This is a genomic window from Thalassovita mediterranea (assembly GCA_019448215.1).
GTDB lineage: Bacteria > Pseudomonadota > Alphaproteobacteria > Caulobacterales > Hyphomonadaceae > Henriciella.
Genome location: CP080408.1, coordinates 3,011,872 through 3,034,280, shown reverse-complemented (window position 1 = coordinate 3,034,280; position 22,409 = coordinate 3,011,872). Strand labels below are relative to the sequence as shown.

General features: G+C 61.6%; 24 protein-coding genes. 12 read left to right on the top strand and 12 right to left on the bottom strand.

All coding sequences use genetic code 11. From position 1 onward, the window contains the following. Position 1: 1 nt before the first annotated feature. A complete protein-coding gene (locus KUV46_14865; protein QYJ00598.1) occupies positions 2–361 on the top strand; it encodes an STAS/SEC14 domain-containing protein in 360 nt (119 codons plus the stop codon). A 405-nt stretch (positions 362–766) separates the two neighbouring features. On the opposite strand, the gene KUV46_14860 is transcribed toward KUV46_14865, so the two are convergent. Both KUV46_14860 and KUV46_14855 read right to left on the bottom strand, forming a co-directional pair. Next, on the bottom strand, positions 767–1,018 hold the full coding sequence (locus KUV46_14860) for a nucleotidyl transferase AbiEii/AbiGii toxin family protein (GenBank protein QYJ00597.1): 252 nt from the start codon (positions 1,016–1,018) through the stop codon (positions 767–769). A 67-nt stretch (positions 1,019–1,085) separates the two neighbouring features. Beyond that, the gene (locus KUV46_14855) at positions 1,086–1,304 is read right to left on the bottom strand and encodes a hypothetical protein (protein ID QYJ00596.1); all 219 of its coding nucleotides are present in this window, start codon (positions 1,302–1,304) and stop codon (positions 1,086–1,088) included. Positions 1,305–1,757: 453 nt separating this feature from the next. Between KUV46_14855 and KUV46_14850 the strand changes: the two genes are divergently transcribed. Beyond that, positions 1,758–2,648, top strand: a complete 891-nt coding sequence (locus tag KUV46_14850; protein ID QYJ00595.1) for a hypothetical protein — start codon at positions 1,758–1,760, stop codon at positions 2,646–2,648. Between the two features lie 48 nt (positions 2,649–2,696). Here KUV46_14850 and KUV46_14845 read toward each other — a convergent pair whose 3' ends face one another. Together KUV46_14845 and KUV46_14840 are read right to left on the bottom strand one after the other, a co-directional pair. After that, positions 2,697–2,936, bottom strand: a complete 240-nt coding sequence (locus KUV46_14845; protein ID QYJ00594.1) for a hypothetical protein — start codon at positions 2,934–2,936, stop codon at positions 2,697–2,699. Positions 2,937–3,010: 74 nt separating this feature from the next. Continuing rightward, on the bottom strand, positions 3,011–3,571 hold the full coding sequence (locus KUV46_14840) for an A24 family peptidase (GenBank protein QYJ00593.1): 561 nt from the start codon (positions 3,569–3,571) through the stop codon (positions 3,011–3,013). Between the two features lie 137 nt (positions 3,572–3,708). Here KUV46_14840 and KUV46_14835 point away from each other — a divergent pair, with 137 nt between their 5' ends. Then, positions 3,709–4,710: an NADPH:quinone oxidoreductase family protein gene (locus tag KUV46_14835; GenBank protein ID QYJ00592.1), complete on the top strand. Its 1,002-nt coding sequence runs from the start codon at positions 3,709–3,711 to the stop codon at positions 4,708–4,710. Here the strand turns inward: KUV46_14835 and KUV46_14830 are convergent. After that, positions 4,691–5,893: an FAD-dependent monooxygenase gene (locus KUV46_14830; protein ID QYJ00591.1), complete on the bottom strand. Its 1,203-nt coding sequence runs from the start codon at positions 5,891–5,893 to the stop codon at positions 4,691–4,693. The two genes, KUV46_14835 and KUV46_14830, sit on opposite strands and share 20 nt — an antisense overlap. 130 nt (positions 5,894–6,023) lie before the next feature. Between KUV46_14830 and KUV46_14825 the strand changes: the two genes are divergently transcribed. The 6 genes from KUV46_14825 to KUV46_14800 all read left to right on the top strand — a co-directional run bounded on the left by KUV46_14825 (position 6,024) and on the right by KUV46_14800 (position 13,131). Then, the gene (locus KUV46_14825; protein ID QYJ00590.1) at positions 6,024–6,611 is read left to right on the top strand and encodes an NnrU family protein; all 588 of its coding nucleotides are present in this window, start codon (positions 6,024–6,026) and stop codon (positions 6,609–6,611) included. 110 nt (positions 6,612–6,721) lie between these two features. Then, a complete protein-coding gene (gene panB / locus KUV46_14820; GenBank protein QYJ00589.1) occupies positions 6,722–7,567 on the top strand; it encodes a 3-methyl-2-oxobutanoate hydroxymethyltransferase in 846 nt (281 codons plus the stop codon). An 89-nt stretch (positions 7,568–7,656) separates the two neighbouring features. Then, entirely contained in the window at positions 7,657–8,415 is a 759-nt protein-coding gene (locus tag KUV46_14815; protein QYJ00588.1) for a hypothetical protein, read from the top strand. After that, entirely contained in the window at positions 8,412–9,755 is a 1,344-nt protein-coding gene (locus KUV46_14810; protein ID QYJ00587.1) for a PQQ-binding-like beta-propeller repeat protein, read from the top strand. The genes KUV46_14815 and KUV46_14810 overlap by 4 nt, the downstream gene beginning before the upstream one ends. 61 nt (positions 9,756–9,816) lie before the next feature. Then, positions 9,817–11,397: a ribosome biogenesis GTPase Der gene (der, locus tag KUV46_14805; GenBank protein ID QYJ00586.1), complete on the top strand. Its 1,581-nt coding sequence runs from the start codon at positions 9,817–9,819 to the stop codon at positions 11,395–11,397. Positions 11,398–11,520: 123 nt separating this feature from the next. After that, positions 11,521–13,131 carry a TIGR00341 family protein gene (locus tag KUV46_14800; protein QYJ00585.1) on the top strand — a complete coding sequence of 537 codons (1,611 nt, stop codon included), beginning with the start codon at positions 11,521–11,523 and terminating at the stop codon, positions 13,129–13,131. Here the strand turns inward: KUV46_14800 and KUV46_14795 are convergent. From KUV46_14795 to radA, 4 genes are read right to left on the bottom strand one after another with little or no spacing between them, the layout of a single operon-like run. Beyond that, positions 13,128–13,832, bottom strand: a complete 705-nt coding sequence (locus KUV46_14795) for an SDR family NAD(P)-dependent oxidoreductase (protein QYJ00584.1) — start codon at positions 13,830–13,832, stop codon at positions 13,128–13,130. The genes KUV46_14800 and KUV46_14795 overlap by 4 nt on opposite strands. A 29-nt stretch (positions 13,833–13,861) precedes the next feature. Beyond that, complete coding sequence (gene purF / locus KUV46_14790; GenBank protein QYJ00583.1) at positions 13,862–15,301, bottom strand: amidophosphoribosyltransferase; 1,440 nt, start codon at positions 15,299–15,301, stop codon at positions 13,862–13,864. A 53-nt stretch (positions 15,302–15,354) separates the two neighbouring features. Further along, the gene (locus KUV46_14785) at positions 15,355–15,879 is read right to left on the bottom strand and encodes a CvpA family protein (protein ID QYJ00582.1); all 525 of its coding nucleotides are present in this window, start codon (positions 15,877–15,879) and stop codon (positions 15,355–15,357) included. Continuing rightward, entirely contained in the window at positions 15,876–17,252 is a 1,377-nt protein-coding gene (gene radA, locus KUV46_14780) for a DNA repair protein RadA (GenBank protein QYJ00581.1), read from the bottom strand. The genes KUV46_14785 and radA overlap by 4 nt, the downstream gene beginning before the upstream one ends. Positions 17,253–17,414: 162 nt before the next feature. Here radA and KUV46_14775 point away from each other — a divergent pair, with 162 nt between their 5' ends. The 3 genes from KUV46_14775 (at position 17,415) to KUV46_14765 (ending at position 19,754) form a co-directional block, all read left to right on the top strand. Then, positions 17,415–17,744: a UrcA family protein gene (locus KUV46_14775; protein QYJ00580.1), complete on the top strand. Its 330-nt coding sequence runs from the start codon at positions 17,415–17,417 to the stop codon at positions 17,742–17,744. A gap of 166 nt (positions 17,745–17,910) precedes the next feature. Next, positions 17,911–19,071: a TIGR03862 family flavoprotein gene (locus KUV46_14770; GenBank protein QYJ02422.1), complete on the top strand. Its 1,161-nt coding sequence runs from the start codon at positions 17,911–17,913 to the stop codon at positions 19,069–19,071. Between the two features lie 71 nt (positions 19,072–19,142). Beyond that, the gene (locus KUV46_14765; GenBank protein QYJ00579.1) at positions 19,143–19,754 is read left to right on the top strand and encodes a hypothetical protein; all 612 of its coding nucleotides are present in this window, start codon (positions 19,143–19,145) and stop codon (positions 19,752–19,754) included. Here KUV46_14765 and KUV46_14760 read toward each other — a convergent pair. From KUV46_14760 to alr, 3 genes are read right to left on the bottom strand one after another with little or no spacing between them, the layout of a single operon-like run. Next, the gene (locus KUV46_14760) at positions 19,751–20,503 is read right to left on the bottom strand and encodes an ATP-binding cassette domain-containing protein (protein ID QYJ02421.1); all 753 of its coding nucleotides are present in this window, start codon (positions 20,501–20,503) and stop codon (positions 19,751–19,753) included. The genes KUV46_14765 and KUV46_14760 overlap by 4 nt on opposite strands. Positions 20,504–20,514: 11 nt before the next feature. Then, entirely contained in the window at positions 20,515–21,330 is an 816-nt protein-coding gene (locus KUV46_14755) for an ABC transporter permease (GenBank protein ID QYJ00578.1), read from the bottom strand. Further along, the gene (gene alr, locus KUV46_14750; protein QYJ00577.1) at positions 21,308–22,369 is read right to left on the bottom strand and encodes an alanine racemase; all 1,062 of its coding nucleotides are present in this window, start codon (positions 22,367–22,369) and stop codon (positions 21,308–21,310) included. Before alr ends, KUV46_14755 begins: the two co-directional genes overlap by 23 nt. Positions 22,370–22,409 lie beyond the last annotated feature (40 nt).

Genomic DNA, 22,409 nt, shown 5'->3' with positions numbered 1-22,409 from the left:
TATGTTTAAAGAAACATTAGCAGAATACGATGATGTCCTCGGGATCGTCTGCGAGGGCAAACTGACCGAGGAAGATATGCGGCAAATGCATGCCTTGCTTCACAACAGTATCGCCAAAGGAGGAAAGGGCCTGGTCGTCGATCTGACCGGTTTCGATGGTTATGAGGGGTTTGGCGCACTGTGTGAGGATCTGAAAATGGATACTGCGCACCGCTACGATTTCGACCGCATCGCTGTTATTGGCGACCGGAAGTGGATAGAATGGGGCAGTGCGCTCGCCAGTGCACTGACCAGTGCCGAAATGCGCTGCTTCGATCCCGGTGCAACCGGCGAGGCCGCGTCATGGGCCCGTGGCTGCTGAGCCTCCACAGCGAGAGGTTCAGAACAAGGAAAGCAGACCCGGATTTTTGAGGACGGTTCTAAGGCCGGCAGAGACGAGTGCGAACAGCGCGAAACCACCCACGAAAGAGAGCATTGAACTTTGCGTATCGCATGCAGCTTGGTGCGCTTCCTTGAGCATGTCTTCTGCTGCGGCTACTGTCAGCAGACCGGCCACGAAGCTCAGGGCGACATATTTTGTGGCATCAAGCGCATCCCGCAGATAAAATCAGGCAATCAGCGCCGATCCGAGACAATTGGAGGGAAAGGAGAGCGACACTCCATTGCGTCTGCCTCGCGGCACATTTTTCTCCCTCAAGTTCGCTACTACCGAATAGCCCTCCGGAGTGTCTGCCAGCACTTGGCAGGCGCCAATGACGATAGAAAGCTAACTGTTACAGCCGAAACCGATCCTATCATTATTCCATCTCTGGCGAGGTCGACCGCAACAGCGACGCAGATCATCCACATAGATTGGCGTCGCCTCTTCGGTGAAGCGGCGGATCAGGCCATAGGCTTTCGAGAGAGAAGTGCCGCCTTTGAAGATCAGGCCGGGTATCCTGTCGCCAAGTGAGAAAGCGCACTTGATCGTCCAGCAGACCCAGAAGTCTTTCTCGATGATGGGAGGCCGAACGCCCATCCGGGCAGCCGTCTCCTGAAAGCCTCCGCGCGGATGGCTGCGGTTTCTCGCGCGAACCCATCCACCGTCAGGCTGCCGCAGTCTGCTGGCCAACCGGTCGCATCCATCCGGGGGCCTGCAAGGCATCCTTGAGCAGCGCGCGGCGCGTGTCGGCGTCAATCGTCTTGGCGAGGCGCGCCACGATATCGGCATCGATCCCATCCTTGCCAAGATAGCGCAGCGCCTGAAAGACCGTGCCGGTCGGCTTGCCAGAGCCCACGAGGTTTTTGGCGGCGGCGTTACGCATGATGATGGTTTGCGCCCCGATCTGCTCAACTGCGAGAGGACCGCGATCCGGCGAGTGTGTCGGTCTAGGGGCTGGTAGCGCCTATGGATGTCCCAAAACCTCGGACAAGGTGGGTTTCTGTCCGAGGTAATGTAACTTGCCGAACGCTGTGGTTGGACATCACACTACTTCGGCTCAGTCAGGCAATGCTGACGTCAGTGTGAAATGGTGTCGCCACTGTAATTCGGCTAAGGTCAGGCCGTGCATCGGAATCGGGTCAACTGCAACGATGCGAGTTGCATGCATCATTTGATTTGCCTACCGAATTATATTGCCGGAATCGACGACGGTACTTTTCCACAGGTTTTTCGCAAGTGCTTGTTTTTATACCGATTTATCAGTTCTTTCATCATCGAGTGGGAATAGGGACCACCCGATAGGGCCAGACTTGCTGATTGACTGGAGGGGAACAGGATGAGCAGCGCCGTACTCTACATCATGACGCAGAAGGGCTTTGAGGTCCTCCGCCGGCTGACCTCGACCTATCCTGGCGTGATCGAACGCGTCGTGATCGGCAAGGACTCCAATATCGAGAATGATTTCAGCGAAGACATCGCTGAGCACTGTCGTGCTGCTGGGATCGCATTTGACTTCAGGGGCGCGGAACCGGCGCTGAGAGGCGATGAGTATGTTTTCGCGATCTCTTGGCGGTGGCTCATCAGGCATCCGGTCGAGCGCCTGATCGTCTTCCATGACTCGCCGCTGCCGCGTTATCGGGGCTTTGCGCCGCTGGTGAACATGCTGGTCAATGGCGAGAAAGAAATCGGCGTCACGGCGCTATTCGGCGCCAGCGAGTATGACCGCGGGCATATCATCGGGCAGCAGACGAGCCCCGTCACCTATCCGCTCAAGATTGCCGAGGCGATCGAGCTGAACAATCGAAACTATTGTGATCTCGCCGAAAACATCGCCGCGAGGATCGCTGCTGGCGAGGAGATTGTCGGGGTTCCCCAGAAAGAGGCGAACGCAACCTATTCGATCTGGCGGGACGATGACGACTACGCCATCGACTGGTCAAATAGCGCTGAGGAGATCCGGCGCCTCGTCGATGCGGTTGGCTCGCCTTATTTGGGCGCGCGTTGCAGGACGTCGAAAGGCCAGGAGCTGATCGTCGAGAATGTTGAGGTTGTCGAGGATGTCCACTGCGAGATCCGCGACGTCGGCAAGGTCATCTTCATGCGCGAGGGGCGGCCGACGGTTATTTGCGGGACAGGGCTGCTTGAGATTACGGATGCATGGTTGGTCACAGAGGGCCAGCGGGAACCATTTCTTCCCATGAAGTCATTCCGCGTCCGCTTCTGCTAGGGAGCCGACGAGACTCACACCGGCGGTCCCACATATTCGGCTGAAGAGTTAATCTTCACTCGCGTCCCTGCGGCGGTTGATGGGCTCTGCCTTCAGCCTGTCCCAGATCTCGCGTTCGACAGCCTGTTCGATGTCGTCGTCTTCAGGTGCGGAGGCGGGCGGAAAGTCACCTGAGCGGCGCTCGGCTTTCTTCTGTTCGATCTGATCGTCCGTTGGCGGCGTCGTGCGCGGTTTCGCCTTCTCGTCGAGCGTATCCTTGCGGGCGGTTTCGTCCTGTCTGTTTCTCATGGCCTTACCCTTTCTGAGCGGCATGGCGCTCTAAGGTAAAACAGTTTTTGGCGGGGGAGCGTTCCGAGACCGGGTCAGCCGAGCGCGAATGAGGGTAGTGCGAGCCAGCAGATCCAGCCGGAGAGCGCGATCCAGGGGCCGAAGGGGATGGGGGTGTCGCCGGTGATCTTGCGGCGCAGAAGGCCTGAATGGATGAGAACGGCGATAAGCCCCGACCCGGCGGCGATGAGGAAGAGGAAGGGCAGGCCCTGCCAGCCGAGCCAGAGGCCGAGTGCGCCGGCGAGCTTTGCGTCGCCGCGGCCGAGCGCGTCTATGCCGCGCACATGGCGGTAGAAGAGCTCAATTCCGAGGAGTGCGAGATAGGCGGCTGCAGCGCCGATCAGATGGTGCAGCCAGTCGGTGCGGGCATGCTGCCAGACCATGAGCAATCCCAGCAGTGCGAGAAGCGCGTTGAGCGGGTCTGGCAGGATGAAGGTGCGCCAGTCGATACTGGCAAGCGCAAGGAGGACTGCCCCCATCGCAAGCGTCAGGAGCAGCATGCCGGGCGGCGCGAAGAGCCAGGCTGAAACGGCAATGCCTGTGGCGAGAAGGCCGTGAATCAAGAGAGGCAGGGCGTGCGTCATCGGCCAGCCCATACCGGGTTTTCCGGGGCTTGGCGACCTGCAGGCAAGCTCGCAATTGGCGGCGGACTGACCGGTGGCCGTCGCGTCAACATGGCCGAGCTGGCATGCGGTCTCTAGATAGGTCGAAGATCCGATGAAGCGTGAGGAAAATGATGAGCCTGCCCCAGAAAATGAGAGCCCTTCAGGTTGAAGAACTCAGCGAGAATTACCAAGGGGTGCGGCTGAAGGAGATCGACGTGCCTCAGCCGGGGAAGGGCGAAATACTTCTGAAGATACGGGCCGGAAGCCTTGGTTTTCCAGACCTTTTAATGACGCAGGGCGGTTATCAGCATAAGCCCGACCTGCCATTCATTCCGGGCGGCGATGTGTCTGGCGAAATCGCGGCGCTGGGCGATGGTGTGAGCGGGTTTGCGGTCGGCGACCGCGTGGTGACGAGCCGCCTTGGCGGAGCGTTTGCGGAGTACAACACCTACAGCGCGGCGACGGTGAGGAAGATACCTCAGCACCTTGATTTTTCGTCAGCTGCGTCGGTCGGGTCCGCCTATTTGACGGCTTATGTGTCCCTGGTGCGCCGGGCCAATATCCAGAAGGGCGAGTGGCTGCTGGTGCATGGGGCGGCGGGCGGCGTGGGCCTCGCGGCGGTGGATCTTGGCAAGCATCTTGGCGCCAAAGTGATTGCCGCGGCGTCCAGCGACGAGAAGCTGAAAGTCATTCAGGAGAAGTATGCGCCCGATGCGGTGATCAACTCTTCGAACGGCTTCCGTGAGACGGTGAAGGAGATCACCGATGGCGGCGCCGATGTGATCTATGACCCGGTGGGCGGGGATGTGTTCGATGAGAGCGTCCGCTGTATCGCGTTTGACGGGCGGCTTCTGGTGGTTGGGTTTGCGTCCGGCCGGATTCCAGAAGTCAAAGTGAACATGCCACTGATCAAGGGCTTCTCGGTCGTCGGCGTGCGCGCAGGTGAGTATGGCCGCCAGTTCCCGGAAAAGGGCCGTGAGAATATGGAAGCGGTCTGGAAGCTGATCGAGAACAAGTCGGTCACGCCGCACGCGCATGGCGTCTATAGCCTCGATGACTGGCGCAAGGCCTTCGCCGAGATGGAAGAGCGCCGCGTTGTCGGCCGGGTGATTATCGACCCGTCGCTGTAACGTCGTGGCCGTAAATCCAGTCGAGGCGTGAACGAACCACGCCGGGCAGAAGCTGGCCCGCGATCCACATGGGCCCATAGGTCGCTGCCTGTTCCGCGGGCGAGCGCTTGTGGAAGGTCTTCATATTGGCGCGTGAGGCTGCCTGAATGCGGGAGGTGCGCGGCTTGCGCGCCTCCTCATAGCTGCGCAGGGCGGCGGGTATATCGCCGCCTGCTTTGACCTTGCTGGCGAGCACATAGGCGTCTTCGATGGCCTGGGCTGCGCCTTGCGCCTGAAATGGCAGCATGGGGTGGCAGGCGTCGCCGAGCAGGGTGACGGAGCCGTCGCACCATGTCCCGAGCGGCAGGCGGTCAAAGAGCGCCCAGCGATAATGGCTGTCGGCGGCCTCGATGAGTTCCGTCAGCGTGTCGTCCCAGCCTGAAAAGTCGCTGAGCGCTTCGGCTTTCGTGCCTTGTTCGGTCCAGCTTTCGCCCTGCCAGTCATGGCGCTCTACGATGCCGACGAAATTGGCGAGCATGCCACCGCGCAGCCGATAGGTGACAGCGTGGCGGCCAGGGCCTGCCCAGACGCAGGCAGTGGGTGGAGGCGGCGACGCCAGCTTGTCCAGCGGGACAGTTAAGCGCCAGGCGAGATTGCCGGTGAAGCGGGCGGGGACATCGCCCAGCATCTGTTTGCGCAAGGTGGAGTGGAGACCGTCGGCCCCAAGAATCAGCTGCCCCGTCGCGCGCGTTCCGTCCTCAAGCAGAAGGCACCCGGTCGCGCCATCGGTTTCGTAGCCCGCCGCTTTCGCGCCGAGATGAATGTTGATGGAGCTGTTCGCGCGCGCCGCCTCAGCCAGAATATCGAGCAGGTCGGCGCGGTGGATTTGGATATAGGGTGCGCCCCAAGCCGGGTCAGCCCGCTGATTCACCGGAACAGAGAAGACGCGGCGTCCGGACTGGCCGAGCCGTAGCTCCAGCGCTTCGGGGGCAAAGCCTCGCTCCGCGATCTCGCCTGACAGGCCGAGCGTGTCGAAGACTTTCATCGCGTTCGGGCTGAGCTGGAGGCCTGCGCCAACTTCGGTGAGGGCGTCTGCGGCCTCATAGACGTCGACCGTCCAGCCGGCGCGCGCGAGGCAGAGCGCAGCGGTGAGGCCGCCAATGCCGCCGCCTGCGATGAGGGCGAGAGTGTCCGTCTTTGTCATGGCGTCACTCTTGGCGCCCGCCGGGGGCGGGGGCAAGCGCTGGCGTCAAGCGAATTGCCGCATCGGAAACCTGCTTGCTGGCGCCGCGCTTTGGAGCCATTCTGCCACCATAAGAAAAGGGGAGGCAGGCATGGTCTATATGCTGGCGGGGATCGCGCTGTTTTTTGGTGCGCATATCTATTCGGCGCTGAGAACGAGGGCGCCGGAAAAGCGGATCGAGGCGAAGCTGGGGGAGGGCCCGTACAAGGGTCTCTACACGCTCGTTTCCATTGCAGGGTTTGTCCTGATCGTCTGGGGCTATGGCGCGATGCGCCCGGCAGCCATTATCTGGCAGCCTCCGGTCTGGACCGTTCATCTCAACATCCTGATCCAGCTGATCGCGATGCCGATTCTGGTCGCGGCCTATGTGCCTGCCGGGTACATCAAGAAGACGCTGAAACACCCGATGCTGGTGGCTGTGAAGGTCTGGGCACTCGGCCACCTTCTCGCCAATGGAGAGCTCAATTCGATTCTGCTTTTCGGCAGTTTCCTCGCCTATGCCGTGTTTGACCGGATCATGCTGAAAAAGCGCGGAGACAATGGTTTGCCGCCGGATGCCAAGGTGTCGGTGATGGGGGATGTTCTGGCGGTGCTGATCGGGCTTATCATCTGGGGTGCGATGATCTTTGGCCTGCATGAAATCCTGTTCGGGCAGCCGGTGATTGCTGGCATGGGCTGAGGTGCACTGACCAGGCTGCGCTGTGATGCCTTCGGTTTCGCGCTTGGCGCTGGGGGACGGGCTCTGTTAGGAGACGGGCGTTCAGTTCTTTTGATGGAGATACGCCGCCCGTGTCCGCACAATCCCAAGTCAGACGAAAGACCGTTCGCGATATCATGTCCGCCAAACAGGGCGAGCCACTCGTCTGCCTGACCGCCTATGATGCGCCGACGGCCGCAATCATGGACCCCTATTGCGACCTCTTACTGGTCGGCGACAGCGTGGGGATGGTGGTGCACGGCCTGACATCAACTGTGGGCGTCACCATGGAAATGATGATCCTGCATGGCCAAGCCGTCATGCGCGGTTCCGACAGGGCGTTCGTTGTCGTCGACATGCCGTTTGGCTCCTATGAGACGAGCGCGGATCAGGCGTTCCTGAATGCATCGCGAATCATGAAGGAGACGGGCTGCCAGGCGGTGAAGATCGAAAGCGGCACTTATGCAGCGCATCAGATCAAGCACCTCGTCGAGCGGGGCGTGCCTGTCATGGGCCATGTTGGCCTCCGCCCGCAGGCGATCAATGTCGTTGGCGGCTTCAAGGCGCAGGGGCGCGACGATGCAGAGCGTGAGCGTGTCATGGAAGAAGCGCGCGCGGCAGAGGAGGCAGGCGCTTTTGCAATCGTCATCGAAGGCGTCGCTGAAGACCTTGCCGATGAGATCACGAAAACGCTGTCGATACCAACGATTGGCATTGGGGCTTCAGCCACCTGCGACGGGCAGATCCTGGTGACGCAGGACATGCTGGGCATCTTCGACTGGACACCGAAATTCGTGCGTCGCTATGGCGACCTGCAGTCCGAGATCGCAAAATCGGTCGAGGCTTATGCCCGTGATGTGCGCTCGCGCAGCTTTCCTGCAGAGGCCGAAACCTACAAGCTATCCGGCGGCGGCAAGGCGAAGCTGCCGAAAGGCTAGACGAAACAGTGATCACGCGTTGCCGCAGGCAGGCACCCCGGTTAGGGTGCGCGCTGATTTGATGCCCATTATCCAGTGGAGTAGGCCAATTGGCTGATATCTTTGAGGAAGTTGAAGAAGGCCTGCGCCAGGACAAGGCGGCGCGCCTTTGGAAGAAGTATGGCGTCTTCGCCTATATCGCTGCGGGTCTGCTGATCGGCGGCGTGGCGCTGAACGAGTATCTGGGCAGCCAGCGTTCGCAGGACCTTGAAGCGCAGTCTGCTGCCTTCGAGCAGGCAGATCGCGCGCTCGCAGAGCAGCAGTATGAGACAGCAGCAAGCGAGTTTGAAACGCTCGCACAGTCTGGCGACGAGATTGCGCCGCTCGCAGCAAATTTCCTCGCGCAAGCCCGTCTTGAAGGGAATGCCGACCGCGACGCAGCGCTCGCGGCGCTTGAGCTTGCGGCTAATTCTGAAACGCCGATTGGCAAGCTTTCGCTGATGAAGGCGGCTTATCTGAAATCGCAGACGGCAAGCCGCGCCGAGCTGGAAACCTATCTCGGCACGCTGCCTGAGGAAGAGAGCGAATTTGGTGCACTGGCGCTGGAGCTGATCGCGTCGAAAGCCGCGCAGGAGGGCGACACGGAATATGCCCGCCAGGTTTTCAACGAGCTCCGCTTTCTGGCCAATGTGCCTGAGGGTGTATCCCAGCGCGCTGTTCGCGCGCTTGCGGCTCTGCCAGCGAAGCCAGCGACTGCCGCTTCCGAGGGTGAAGCAGCGCCAGAGGCCACGCCTGCAGAGGCAGTAGAGACTGACGATATTCCGGAAGCCGGCGATGCCGCTTCCAGCGACGGAGACCAGCCAGAATGATGAATATGACTTTCCGGGCCGCAATGCTTGGCACACTCATCCTGAGCGTGTCGGCGTGTTCCTATGTGAGGAATATACGCGCTGAAGAGCAGCGGCTCACCGCTGAGGAAAAAGAAGGTCGCATCGAGATGGTGCTGGGTGACGAAACCATTGAGGCTGATCCGGCGCTCGCGACCCAGACGATCACGCTTCCTTCGGCGACGGCCCTTGCCAGCTGGCCTGAGGCAGGTGCGCGCCCGACAAAAGCTGCCGGCCATGTGGCTGCCGCCGCTGACCTCAAGATTGCGTGGTCGGTCAACGCAGGACGGGGAACTGATCGCAATGGCGCGCTTACAACGCCGCCTGTTGCCAGCGAGACAGCGATCTTCGTTGCTGATGCACGCCAGACTGTGCGCGCGTTCAGCCTGTCAAATGGCTCACGTCTCTGGCAGCGCGAGCTGAAGTCCGGCAATGACCGCGACAAGCGTGGCATTGGCTCGGGTCTCGCCTATTCGGCTGGCCGCCTCATCGTCGCAAGCGGCTATGGTTTCGTTGCTGCGCTGGATGCGGAAACGGGCCGTGAAATCTGGCGCCGTGACATGGAAGCGCCGATGACCGGCGCGCCAACGGTCGATGATGGCCGTATCTTCGTGTCTTCGAACAATAATGAGCTGTTCGCGCTCGACCTCGAGGATGGCCGCATCCTCTGGTCGGACCAGGCAATCGCCGAAACCGCGCGCGTTCTTGGTTCTTCCAGCCCGGCGGCTGTCGAAGACATCGTGATTGCGCCTTACAGCTCTGGTGAGATCATCGCGTACCTGGCGGCGAATGGCCGCCGTCTCTGGACCGAAGCGCTGTCGCGTCCGGGCCGTTTCACGCCGATTTCGTCGATCAATGACATCGCCTCGCGTCCGGTCATTGGCGCAGGTCTCGTCTTCGCGGCGAACCAGTCGGGCGTCATGGCGGCGATCGATGGGCGCAGCGGTGACCGCGTCTGGGTTCAGCCGATTGGCTCTACCTCCGCTCCGGCGCTCGTCGGCCAGTATATCTTTATCTCTGGTACCAATGGGCGCGTTGCGGCGATCAATGCCGGCACCGGCCAAGTGTTCTGGGTCACGCAGTTGCGCGAGTTTGAGCGTGAAGAAAAGCAACGCGGACGCATTACCTATGCCGGTCCGATCGTCGCCTCAAATCAGGTCATCGTCGCCTCGTCCCGTGGCACAGTCATCGCGCTGTCGCCGCAGACGGGCGAGCGCATCGGGTCGCTTGAGCTTAGCGATCCTGTCTATCTCGAACCGATTTCGGTTGGCGACAAGGTCTTTGTCCTCACGGACGATGCGCGGCTGATCGCAATCCGCTAGGATCGCGCAGGGTCAGCCATTGTCCTGAACGGTCGGGACAGGTTTCACGAAAGGACGGCGCATGCCGTTGAAGATTGCCATCGTCGGACGCCCGAATGTGGGTAAGTCGACGCTGTTCAACCGGCTTGCCGGCAAGCAGCTTGCGCTGGTCGATGACCAGCCGGGGGTGACGCGCGACCGCAAGGAAGCGCCCGGCCGCCTTGCCGACCTGCCGCTTATCCTGATCGATACGGCAGGTTTCGAGGACGTCACCGACGACTCGCTTGAAGCGCGTATGCGCCAGCAGACCGAGATCGCCATTCGTGAGGCAGAGCTTGCGCTCTTCCTGATCGATGCGCGCGATGGTGTGACGCCAATGGACGAGCGGTTCGCTGACCTGTTGCGCCGCGCTGACCTGCCGATTGTGATCGCTGCCAACAAGGCAGAAGGCCGTCAGGGCGATATCGGTATCGCAGAGGCTTGGGGACTGGGCTTTGGTGAGCCTGTGGGCCTGTCAGGCGCCCATGGCGAAGGCATGGGTGAGCTCTACGGCGCTATCCGTACCGCGCTGGGCGAAGAAGCGTTCGAAGCTGCGTTCGCAGAAGAAGACACCGCGGAAGGCGAAGGCTTTGACGATGAGATCCTCGACCGTATGGCCGAGATCGACATCGATGACCCGAACCTGACCGAAGAGGAGCTGAACGCCGCCCTCGAAGCGGCCGGGATCGATGATGCGGCGGAAGCCGAGGCGCAGCTCGCCGCGCGTGAAGAAGCTCGGAAAAAGCCAATCAGGCTCGCCATTGTCGGGCGTCCGAATGCGGGCAAGTCGACGCTTATCAACCAGATGCTGGGTGAGCAGCGCCTCCTGACGGGTCCGGAAGCCGGCATTACGCGCGATTCCATCTCGGTCGACTGGATGTATGAAGGCCGCAAGGTCAAACTGGTGGATACGGCCGGGCTTCGGCGCAAGTCGAAGGTCCAGGAAAAGCTGGAGCGGATGTCGACCGGTGAGACGGTGCGGTCACTCAAATATGCTGACGTCATCGCGCTGGTCATGGATGCGAATGAAGCGTTCGAGAAGCAGGACCTGCAGATTGCCGACCTTGCCGTACGTGAGGGGCGGGGCCTCGTCTTCGTGATTTCGAAGTGGGATACGGTCGACAATCACGCGCAGAAGATGCGCGAGCTGTCAGAGATGGCCAAAGTCCTTCTCCCGAACGCACGCGGCGCGCCCGTCGTGACGCTGTCGGGCCTGACCGGCAAACGGGTCGACCGCTTCATGCCAGCCGTTGCCAAGGTCTATCAGGACTGGTCTGCGCGCGTGAAGACGGGCGATCTCAATCGCTGGCTTCGCTACACGATTGAGCGCCACCCGCCGCCATCCGTGCACGGCAAGCGGATCAAGCCGCGCTATATTGCCCAGATGAAGGCGCGCCCGCCGACCTTCGTGCTGATGGCATCGCGCGCCGAGCATATGCCAGAGCAGTATAAGCGCTTCCTGATCAACGGGATCCGAGAAGCCTTTGACATGCCGGGCGTGCCAATCCGGCTGTTCGTGCGCCAGAGCGCCAATCCTTATGGTGACAAGTACAAGCCGCAAAACCAGAAGAAGACGAGCGGCCGCGGCAAGGGCAAGACCCGCAGCATCAACAAGCGCAGCTAGGTCTTCAAACGCAAGCGGGGGCGGCGCAGAACACTGGCGCTTGAAGTCTGCGTATCTGGCGTGACCCGGCCCATGGCCGCCCTATAGTCAGATCCACGATCCGGTTTTGAGTTGAGAGCCTGAATGTCGAAGCAGATGTTTGGCGGCGTGAATGATCGCGCGGCAAAAGAAACGCGCCGCGCCCGAATCTGGCTGCGGTCGCTTGCCCGGCGCATCGACCATGAGGAAGTGGTCGAGCACGTCCATGACGAAGGCCGCATGTCGGGCCGCTATATCTTCATGATCATCATTTCCGGCGCCATTGCGACGCTGGGCCTTCTGCTGTCTTCGCCAGCGGTCGTCATCGGCGCGATGCTTGTTTCACCGCTGATGGGGCCGATCATCCTGATGGGCTTCTCCCTGTCGATCCTGGAAGTCGCAGCGCTCCGCCAGTCTATAGTGACGCTGACGGTCGGTGTGTTTGCGGCGATTGCTGTGGCGTACCTCATCACCGAATTCTCGCCGCTGACAGAGCCGACGCGGGAGATCATCGCGCGCACACGGCCGAACCTGCTTGACCTGCTAGTTGCGGTCTTTTCTGGCCTTGCGGGCGGCTATGCGGTGATCCACCGCAAGGGCGAGACGATTGTCGGCGTTGCCATTGCGACGGCGCTGATGCCGCCCCTGGCTGTCTGTGGCTATGGCCTGGCCATCGGCTCGCTTGCCTATGCAGGGGGTGCATTCTTCCTCTTCATGACAAACCTGCTCGCCATCGCGCTGACGGTGACGGTACTTTCGCGCATCTATGGCTTTGGGGCTGAGCATAGCCCACGCCATACGCTGATGCAGACGCTATTCATTGTCGTGGTGTTCGCAGGTCTGTCCGTGCCGCTTGGTTTCACGCTGCGCGACATCGCCTATGAGGCGACGGTGACCAATCATGTGCGCGCCAACATGCTGGGGCCGTTCGACGATGACATTACGCGGATTGGCGACCTGAACATCTCCTTCCCGGCAGGGCGCGATATTCAGGTCGAGGCCACTGTCTTCACGGTGGACCGCAACCCGGATGCCGGGCGCCAGTTGTCGGAAAGCTTTTCGAGCCGTTTCGGCCGTGGTTTCGCCGTCAACCTCAATCAGGTTCTGATCGACGAAGAGAGCAATACCGAGGACATATTGAGGCTGGCCGATTCCTCTCTGGCAGCGCCGCTGCGCGAGGAGATTTCGAGGCTTGAGCAGATCGCGACCTCGTCCGTCGAGGCCCGGCAGCGCGAGGCCGATATCCGCTCGTCCCTGGCCTTTCCGGTGCTCGCGGCTGATATCGAAGCAGAGGCCCGGCGGGCGACATTCATCGCAGAACCGTCTGATGACTTCACTATCGCGGCCTATCGCGCCATGGAGACGCGCCTCGCTGAGAACTTTGCTGACTGGCAGCTTCAGGTGGTGCCGCCTGTCGTTCGCCTGCCGGAAATTGACTTCATCGCAGCGGGTGAGGCGCTCGCTGAAGAGGGTGAGACGGCGCTCACCAAAAGTCTCTGGGCATTTGAACGATGGGGGACTGGGCGTGTCGAGATTGTCGTGCGAGGGCCGCGCGTGCCCGCGACGGGGACGCAGGCCGACCTGCTGGCTGCGCGGCTGGACGTGCTGCGCCAGCGGCTGGAAGCTGAAGGCCTTGCCGTCGAGACCAGCCGGCTTGTCCAGGAAGGTGAGCCGGGCGCTGGTGGACCGATCTTCAGTCTTCGGCCTGTCGGCTAGGCGTTTGGTTCAAAAGTGATGCGGGCGCCGGTGCGCGTTTCGCCTTCTTCGAGGAGGGGGGCGAGCTGCTTGACGACGTCTTCAGGCGCGGGCAGCGTCATCGGATCTTCGCTCGGCATGGCTTCGGCGCGCATACCGGTACGCGTCGCGCCGGGATCAAAGATGTTCACCCGAAGCGGCATCTTCTCATTCTCGTCAGCCCAAGCATAGGCAAGGCCTTCAAGACCCATCTTGGAGGCCTGGTAGGGGCCCCAGAAGGCGCGCGGGCGTGGAACGACTCCGGATGACACAAACACCGCCCGCGGCGCTTCAGAGCGCTGCAGGAGCGGATGCATGGCGCGGATGAGGCGCCAGTTGGCCGTGAGGTTCACCTCAATGGTTTCCTCGAAGCTGCGCGGGCCAACGGCCTGTAGCGGGCCGAGCGAGCCGAGCACGCCGGCATTACCGAGCAGTCCGTCAATGCGTCCGAACTTGGTGGCAAGCGCCTGACCGGCAGCTTCGAAGGCGGTCGTTTCCTTCAGATCCATCGGGATCAGCGTGGCGGAGCCGCCAACGGCGTTGATCTCGTCGTCCAGCTTTTCGAGCGCAAGCTTTGAGCGTGCGGCGGCGACGATATGGTGGCCACGGCGCGCGAGCTCGAGGGCGGCAGCCTTGCCGATCCCGCGCGAGGCGCCGGTGATGAATGTGATACGCTTGTCCATGAGGGGCGGGTTAGCCTGTCAGGGCGTGCCTAGTCCAGCAGTGAAAGCTGTCTGTCCTTGCCGCCTTCTTCCTGCATCTGGTCGACGAGGCGCGTTGGATAGCATCCCGTAAAGCAGTGATCGGAGAATTGCGGCATGGTCATATCGCGCTTGATACCGATCGAGGCGTAGAGGCCATCCACCGACAGGAAGCCCAGCGTTTCCACGTTCAGGAAGTTGCGCATCTGCTCCAGCGAATTGTTGGAGGCAAGAAGCTCACCCTTGGTCGGCATGTCGATGCCGTAGAAGTCCGGGTTCACAATCGGGGGGCTAGCAGAGCGCAGATGCACTTCCTTGGCACCGGCGTCGCGGACCATCTGGACGATCTTCTTGGAGGTGTTGCCACGCACGATGGAGTCGTCGACCAGCAGGACGCGTTTGCCTTCCAGAACCGACTTGTTCGGAGAATGCTTCTTCGAGATGGATTTCTGGCGACCGAGCTGGGTCGGCTCAATGAAGGTGCGCCCGACATAGTGGCTGCGGATGATGCCGAGCTGAAATGGTATCCCGCTCTGTTCGGAAAAGCCGAGCGCGGCGGGTACGCCGGAATCCGGAACCGGAACGATGACGTCCACATCTGCCGGGTTTTCACGCGCAAGCTGGTGACCCATGCGGCGGCGGACCTGATAGACGCTGCGGCCCTGAACGATGCTGTCCGGGCGGGCGAAGTAGACGTATTCGAAGAGGCACGGGCTTTCAGGGCGTTCCGGAAACGCACGGAAGCTTTCGACGCCTTCTTCGCTGATGATGACGATTTCGCCGTTTTCGATTTCGCGGATGAATTCAGCGCCGATCATGTCGAGGGCGCAGGTCTCAGAGGCGAGTACCCAGCCCTTGCCAATCTTGCCGAGGACGAGCGGGCGAAGACCAACCGGGTCGCGTGCGCCGATCAGTTTCTTGTTGGTGAGACCGACAAAGGCATAGCCGCCTTCGACGGCCTGAAGGGCTTCCATCACGCGCTCACGCATCAGGCGGCGACCCGAGCGGGCGACGAGTTGCAGGACGACTTCAGTGTCCATGGTCGACTGGAAGATGGCGCCCTTGCTGATCAGCTCCTTGCGGAGGGCAACCGCATTGGTGAGGTTGCCATTGTGGGCGAGGGCAAAGCCGGTGTTCGCGAGATCTGCGAAGATGGGCTGTATGTTGCGCATCGCCGGCTTGCCAGCGGTGGAGTAGCGATTGTGACCGATGGCGGCGCTGCCGGGGAGGCGCGAGGTCAGGTCACCGCCGAAATTCTCACCGACGAGGCCCATATGGCGCTCATTGTGGAACTTCTCACCATCGTAAGTGGTGATGCCACAGGCTTCCTGTCCGCGATGCTGGAGGGCGTGAAGACCGAGAGCGACGAGTAGCGACGCCTCCGGATGGTTGAAGACGCCTACGATGCCGCATTCTTCGCGAGGCTTGTCGTCATCATGGTCCCAGATCATCGACACCTCACGAGCTAGCTATGGCGCGCAAGTATGCCTCTGGCGAGGATTCGTCAAGGTTGCTCGGCTGCAGGGCTGCGTGCGAGTTCCGGCGCGCTTTCGGCGACATAGTCGGCGCCGCTCTCCAGAAGGGAGTAGGACTGGGCCGTGCGGATCCATTCCGGGATGCGGTCCTGATCGAGCGCCATGCGGAGGAGAAAGACAAAGAATACAAGGATGACCGCGCCGCGAATGAAGCCAAAGGCAGCCCCGGTGACCCGGTCGAGCATACCGATGCCTTCAACGCCCTGTATGGACCGGGAGAGGTTTGCGCCGAACCAGGCGACAATGACGTAGACCAGCAGGAAGAAGGCCAGAAACAGGATCAGGCTGGGCAGATAGGCGGGTGTGTCCTGCGGCAGGAAACGCGCAAAGGCAGAATGAAGGTATTTGTTGGCGTAGTAGGCCGCCGCCAGCGCGGCGATGAATGCGCCAAGCGTCGCAAGCTCTCTCATGAAGCCGCGAGCAAACGCCATCAGCGTGGACAGGATCAGGAGAACGACCACGATGGCGTCGAAGGCTGTAATGGCGTCCATCATGGCTCTGGGTCCGGACCTATTAAATCTACCAGATCAGATAGGCGCGATAGAGGCTTCACGGTCAACCCTTCAAACGATCCGGTGCTGCCTTCGGGGACGAATGCATTCCTGAAACCAAGGCGCTGCGCTTCTTTCAGGCGCTGATCCATGCGCGCGACGGGACGGATGGCGCCGGAGAGGGCGACTTCGCCGAAGAAGACAGACTTTTCGGGCGGGGGCCGGTCTGCCAGCGAAGTGAGGAGGGCGGCGGCTGCGGCGAGGTCGCCTGCAGGTTCTGCCATACGGTAGCCGCCCGCGACCGACAGGTAGACGTCGCGACCGGCCAGAGAGACACCGCAGCGCGCTTCGAGCACGGCAAGGACCATGGCGAGGCGGTTGGCGTCCCAGCCGACGATGCTGCGCCGTGGCGTGCCATAGGCGGAGGCCGCGACCAGCGCCTGAACTTCGGCGAGGACAGGACGCGAGCCTTCCATGGCGGCGAAGACGGCTGTGCCGCCGGAGGTCTCGTCTTCGTTGGAGAGGAAAAGGGCAGATGGCTCTCGCGCCGGAGCGAGGCCGTACTGGTGCATCTCAAAAATGCCGATTTCATCTGTGGGGCCGAAACGGTTCTTCACGGCGCGGAGGATACGGAACTGGTGGCCGCGCTCGCCTTCGAAATAGAAGACGGTGTCGACCATATGTTCGACGACGCGGGGGCCTGCGATCTGGCCTTCCTTGGTCACGTGGCCGACGAGGATGAGCGCGGCGCCGGACTTCTTGGCCCAACGCGTCAGCTCCTGCGCGCAGGCGCGGACCTGAGCGACTGAGCCAGGGGCGGCTTCCAGGCTGTCAGACCACATGGTCTGGATGGAGTCGATGACGACGAAGTCCGGATTGGCAGACTTGAGCGCCGACATGACTTTTCGAAGGTCGGTTTCGGTCGCGAGCTCTACGGGGCTCTCGGAGACTTTCAGCCTCCGGGCGCGGTCCTGTATCTGGGCGGCGGCTTCTTCGCCCGAAACATAGACGGTGGAGAGGCCATTGCGGGCGAGACGCGCAGCGACCTGTAGGAGAAGCGTCGATTTGCCGATGCCTGGATCGCCGCCGATCAGCGTGGCAGATGAAGGCACGACGCCGCCGCCAAAGACGCGGTCCAGCTCATCGACGCCGATCATGTGGCGGGTAGGTGCGTCCTCGACAGCGTTCAGCGTAGTGAACTCTGCCTTGCCGGCTTTGCGGGACGATGACTTGGGCGCAGCCAGCCCCCCGGGCGCCGCCGAAGAAGTCTCTTCAACGAGTGTATTCCACTCCCCGCAAGCATCGCAGCGCCCTGACCATTTTGGATGGACGGCGCCGCAGGAGTGACAGGTGAAGACGGTGTTCGCTTTGGGCATGGTGAACAGACCTAAACTGTTGCCGGGCAGGGGTGAAGCGGGATTTGTAGCCATCTTCCATATCGAATTACGATAATTTAATTATCGAAAAACAATAATTATGGTATGAAGGGGTCGCTCAGGAACAGGGTCGATAACAAACAGAGAGAAGGACCCATAACAATGAAAAATAAGAGCGTTATCACCGCAATCGCCCTCACCGTCTGTGCAGGTTTTGCTGCGCCAGCCTTTGCCGGCAGCACCCAGGCCGTGAAATCCGTCGAAGCTGATATCTCCGGCCTCGACCTTGCCACACCCGAAGGCCGCGCCATGGCGGAGAGCCGGATCGAACGGGCGGCAGAACATGCCTGCCTTGCCCGCAGCGGCCCGCAACCGATCGCTTACCAGCGTGCCACGGCCATTTGTGTCGACGCCGCGGTCAAGGATGCAATGGGACGGGTTTTCCCGAAAGCCGAGCGTGTCGCAGAAGCCAAGACGACATCTGAAGGCTAGAGGGGCATGACCCCCTGTAAAGTGCACGGCCGGCCCTGACCAAGGTGCCGGCCGTTCTGCTTTGGAGCGCTGCGTTGCGGCAGTGCCACTGGCAAGGCTTCCCGACGCTGGCTAGACAGGCCGGGTGAAGCATATCGCGATCATCGGTGCCGGGCCGGCAGGGCTTATGGCAGCAGAAGCCGCTATCGAGGCAGGCGCGCAGGTGTCGATCTATGACGCCATGCCGAGTGTCGCGCGCAAATTCCTTATGGCGGGCAAGAGCGGTCTGAACATCTCTCACAGCGAGGAAGAGAAGCTTTTCCGGTCCCGCTATCGCGCGCTGGATTCGCGGCTGGATGAGATGATTGCTGCGTTCGGGCCGGGCGACATTGAGCGCTGGATGAACGGGCTTGGGATCGAGAGCTTCACGGGGAGTTCGGGCCGGGTTTTTCCAGTGATGATGAAGGCATCTCCGCTCTTGCGCGCCTGGCTGGCGCGGCTGCGCGAAGGCGGCGCGCGACTTCATGTGCGCCATCGTTGGCGGGGATGGGACGAGGCCGGGGCGCTGGTGTTTCACGCGCCTGAAGGCGAGGTGAGGCGGGGGGCTGATGCGGTCATACTCGCGCTTGGCGGCGCGAGCTGGTCGAGGCTCGGCTCGGATGGGGCCTGGGCAGAGCTGCTGGCCGCGAAGGGTGTCGAGCTTGCGCCGTTCCAGCCGTCCAATTGCGGGTTCGAAGTGACCTGGTCGAAACGCCTGCTCGAAGGGTTTGAAGGCGCACCGCTGAAAGGCGTGAAGCTGTCGGCAGGCCAGCAGTCGGCGCAGGGCGATGTCGTCATCACCAGGCGCGGCGTTGAGAGCGGGGCGCTCTACCCCCTGTCTGCGGATTTGCTGCGGCAGATTGAGGGTAAGGGTTCGGCGCAGCTGAAGGTCGATCTTCTGCCTGATGTCGATATGGATGGGCTGAGACGGCGTCTGGCCGCTGTCAATCCAAAGGATTCAAGCTCCAACAGGCTGTGTAAGGCGGCGCGGCTCGACCGGACCAAGATCGCACTCGTGAACGAGATTGCGCGGGGGGCGCCGCCTGCAGATGCGGCAGATCTTGCTGCGTTCCTGAAGGCATTGCCGGTTCGCATCGATGCGTCCGCGCCGATGGATGAGGCCATCTCGACTGCGGGCGGGGTGGCATGGGACGCGCTGGATGAGCGGTTGATGCTGAATGCTCTGCCCGGCGTCTATTGCGCGGGCGAAATGGTCGACTGGGACGCGCCTACAGGTGGCTATCTCCTGACGGCCTGCCTTGCGATGGGCCGGGCGGCGGGGAAGGCGGCGGCCAGCCATCACATTTGAGTGGCTTGTCCCCAAAAAGCAGGCTTAAGTCGAACCAGGTTTGAGTTCCAAGGGCCTGTGCGGGGGGTGTCATGACAATCTGGATTGTTGCGGGTGTGGGTGCGGTCATCGTTCTGGTGGGCCTGTATGTCTGGTCCAGCAAGGGCGCGAAGGGGATGCAGCAGCAGATCGCCGACGGGTCCGGCGAGGCCTATCTGCGGTTAGCCGCGTCCATCATGTTTGTTACCTTGCTTGAGCATTCGCGGCGAAATCCGGTCGACTATCAGGCTGGTACAGGGTTCGACACGGACCGTATCTATCCGAGCGTCCTGCTTGTCGGGCGCAAGATCCATGGCAGCTTTGACCCGGCGATGGCACGCGAGGAATACACCAATGCTGCAAAGCTTCGGCCAGAGTTCATCGACGGGCTGAAGCGCAACGTCCTGTTTCAATTTGCGTGTCAGCAGGCCAGCGCGGAAGCAAAGGACAAGCTGATGCTTGGCGGGCTTACCGTCGTGCAGGCAAATGTAGATGAGCCAGCCGAAGAGCTACTTCCACTGAGAGGGCTGGCCGCTGAACTCTATGGCGATCAGATCGAGGCGGACCGACGGCTTCTCGGCGGCGCGAATGATGGCCTGCTTGCGGAGTCCATCTCCATATTCAATGAGATCTCTGCCTCATTGAACGAAGGGTCTGACGCCTAGAGGGATGGCTGGATCGGGCCGTCGGCGCGGCCGTGGACGAACTGGTCGACATGGTCATTGCCGGACCGGTCAATCTCGCTGGCAGGGCCCCGCCAGATGATCTTGCCCTCGAACAGCATGGCGATCTCGTCAGCGACCTTGCGGGCGGAGGCCATGTCATGGGTGATCGTGACAGCGGCGGCGCCGAGCGCTTTTACCTGCTCGAGAATGAGATCATTGATTGCGTCGGCGGTGATGGGGTCGAGACCGGTCGTCGGTTCGTCGAAGAAAATGAGATCAGGCTTGGTGATGATGGCGCGGGCGAGGGCGACGCGCTTTTGCATGCCGCCTGATATTTCTGCTGGCCGAAGGTCTGCGACAGAAGCGCCAAGGCGAACCTTTTTGAGGGTCTCGATGGCCTGCTCTTTCGCGTCGGAACGCTTCATCTTGTCGGCATTGAGCAGGCGGAAAGCAACGTTTTCCCAGACGGTGAGAGAGTCGAAGAGGGCGCCCGACTGAAACAGCATGCCGACGCGGGACCGCATCGCTTCGCGGGTCTTGCCCTGATCCTTTGTGACGTCCTTCCCGTCGAACAGGATCTTGCCGGCATCGGGTGTCATCAGGCCAAGCGCGTTCTTCAGCATGACCGACTTGCCGGAGCCTGACCCGCCAAGCACGACGAGCGATCGCCCTGGGGCGACATCGATATCGACGCCGCGAAGGACGTGGTTCGAGCCGAAGCTTTTCTCGACGCCTTTGAGTTCAAGGATAGGCTGCGTCATCAGATGCCGATCTGCACGAAGAAGGTGGAGAGGATGTAGTTGGCGGCGAGGACCAGAACAGCCGCACCGACCATGGAAAGGGTCGCGGCGCGTCCGACGCCTGTCGCGCCAGCCGATGATTTCGAGCCTTGATAACAACCCATCAGTGCGATCACCATGCCGAAGATTACAGCCTTGATGAGGCCGACGGCGACGTCCTCGATCGTCAGGAAGTCCATCGTGTTGCGGATGTAGGTCGTCGAGTCGAAGTCGAGCGCATAGACGCTGACCAGCCAGCCGCCCATGACGCCGATGATGTCTGCGATCAGGACGAGGAGTGGCAGGGTAAGGGCGGCCGCCAGGAAGCGCGGCGCATAGAGATAGCGAAACGGATTGGCCGAGAGCGTCTTCAACGCGTCGATCTGCTCGGTGACTTTCATCGCGCCAATTTCTGCGGCGATACCCGCCGTGACGCGGCCGGCCAGCATCAGGCCGGTGATTGTCGCGCCAAGCTCTCGCGTTATGCCAAGGACGACGATGTTCGGAACGAACTGTTCAGCGCCAAAGCGATTGCCGCCCGTATAGATGTTAAGGGCCAGTGCCGCGCCAATGAAGACAGCTGAGAGGCCGACGACTGGAAGTGAGTAAAAACCGATCGCGATGATCTGCTTCCACAGCTGGGCAAGATTCCAGGGCGGGGTGAGGGCAGAAAGAGCCGTGCGACCTGAGAAGATCGACAGGCGGCCAATCTCCGCGAAGAGCGCAAGGGTGCCGCGCCCTGTCCAGGCGAGCGGGTTCGGAAAGCCGCCGGATTTAGTCGTAGATGCGTCTGACACGATGGCCCAGTCCTGTTACGAGTTCATAGCCGACTGTGCCGGCGCGTCTGGCCTGCCCTTCAAGCAGGACCTCAGCCCCGATGAATTGGGCGAATGCTCCGGGCTTTGCAAGGTCTCGTGCCTGCGTCACGTCGATCGTAATCAGGTCCATGGAAACCCGCCCGACGATCGGGCAGGTGATGCCGCCCAGCGAGGCCATGCCCTTATTGCTGGCCGAGCGCGGGAAACCGTCGCCATAGCCGAGCGCCACGGTCGCGAGGGTACGCGGTGTATCGAAGGTGTAGGTTGCGCCATAGCCGACCGTTTCGCCGGGCTGAACGCTCTGTACCGTCAGGATCGGCGCTTCCAGCGTCATGCCGGGCTTGAGGGAGACGCCTTCTGGAAGGGGCGGGCCGCCGCCATAGAGGCCGATGCCCGGGCGTGCCACGTCAAACCCGTAATCCTGCCCCATCAGGCAGCCGCCAGTATTGGCGAAGCTTTTTCGGGCCTGTGGGAAGTGGGAGGCGGCTTGGCTGAAACGCTCAAGCTGCTTGGCGTTGATCGAGCGCGAGCGGTCGTCTGAATCAACGAGGTGAGACATGACATGCACTGGCGGCCTGCTGGCTGTGAGGGCTTTCAGCTCGGCCACATCTTCCATGCGCACGCCGAGCCGGTTCATGCCCGTGTCGATGTGGACTGCGTAGTCGGGGGCGTCGGTAAGGGAGAGCCAGTCCTTGATGGCTGGCAGCGCGTTCAGGACAGGTGTGATGGCATTTGCGCGCGCGAGGTCCGCGTCAGACGGCTCCGCGCCATTGAAGGCCAGAATGAGCGCGTCTTCGCCGATGGCGGCGCGAAGCTCTGCACCTTCCTCGACATAGGCGACGAAGAATGTCCGGCAGCTGGCTTCATGCAGGGCGGACGCGACCCGGGCGACGCCGTGGCCGTAGGCGTTGGCCTTTACGACCGCGCCAGCCTCGCTCTCCGGGATGAGAGCAGCAATCGTGCGCCAGTTGGCGACGATGTTCTGAAGGTGCACGCGGGCGCGGGGGCTGAAACTCATTGATGCGGCATAGTCTGCCGCAAGGCCTTGCCGCAACCCA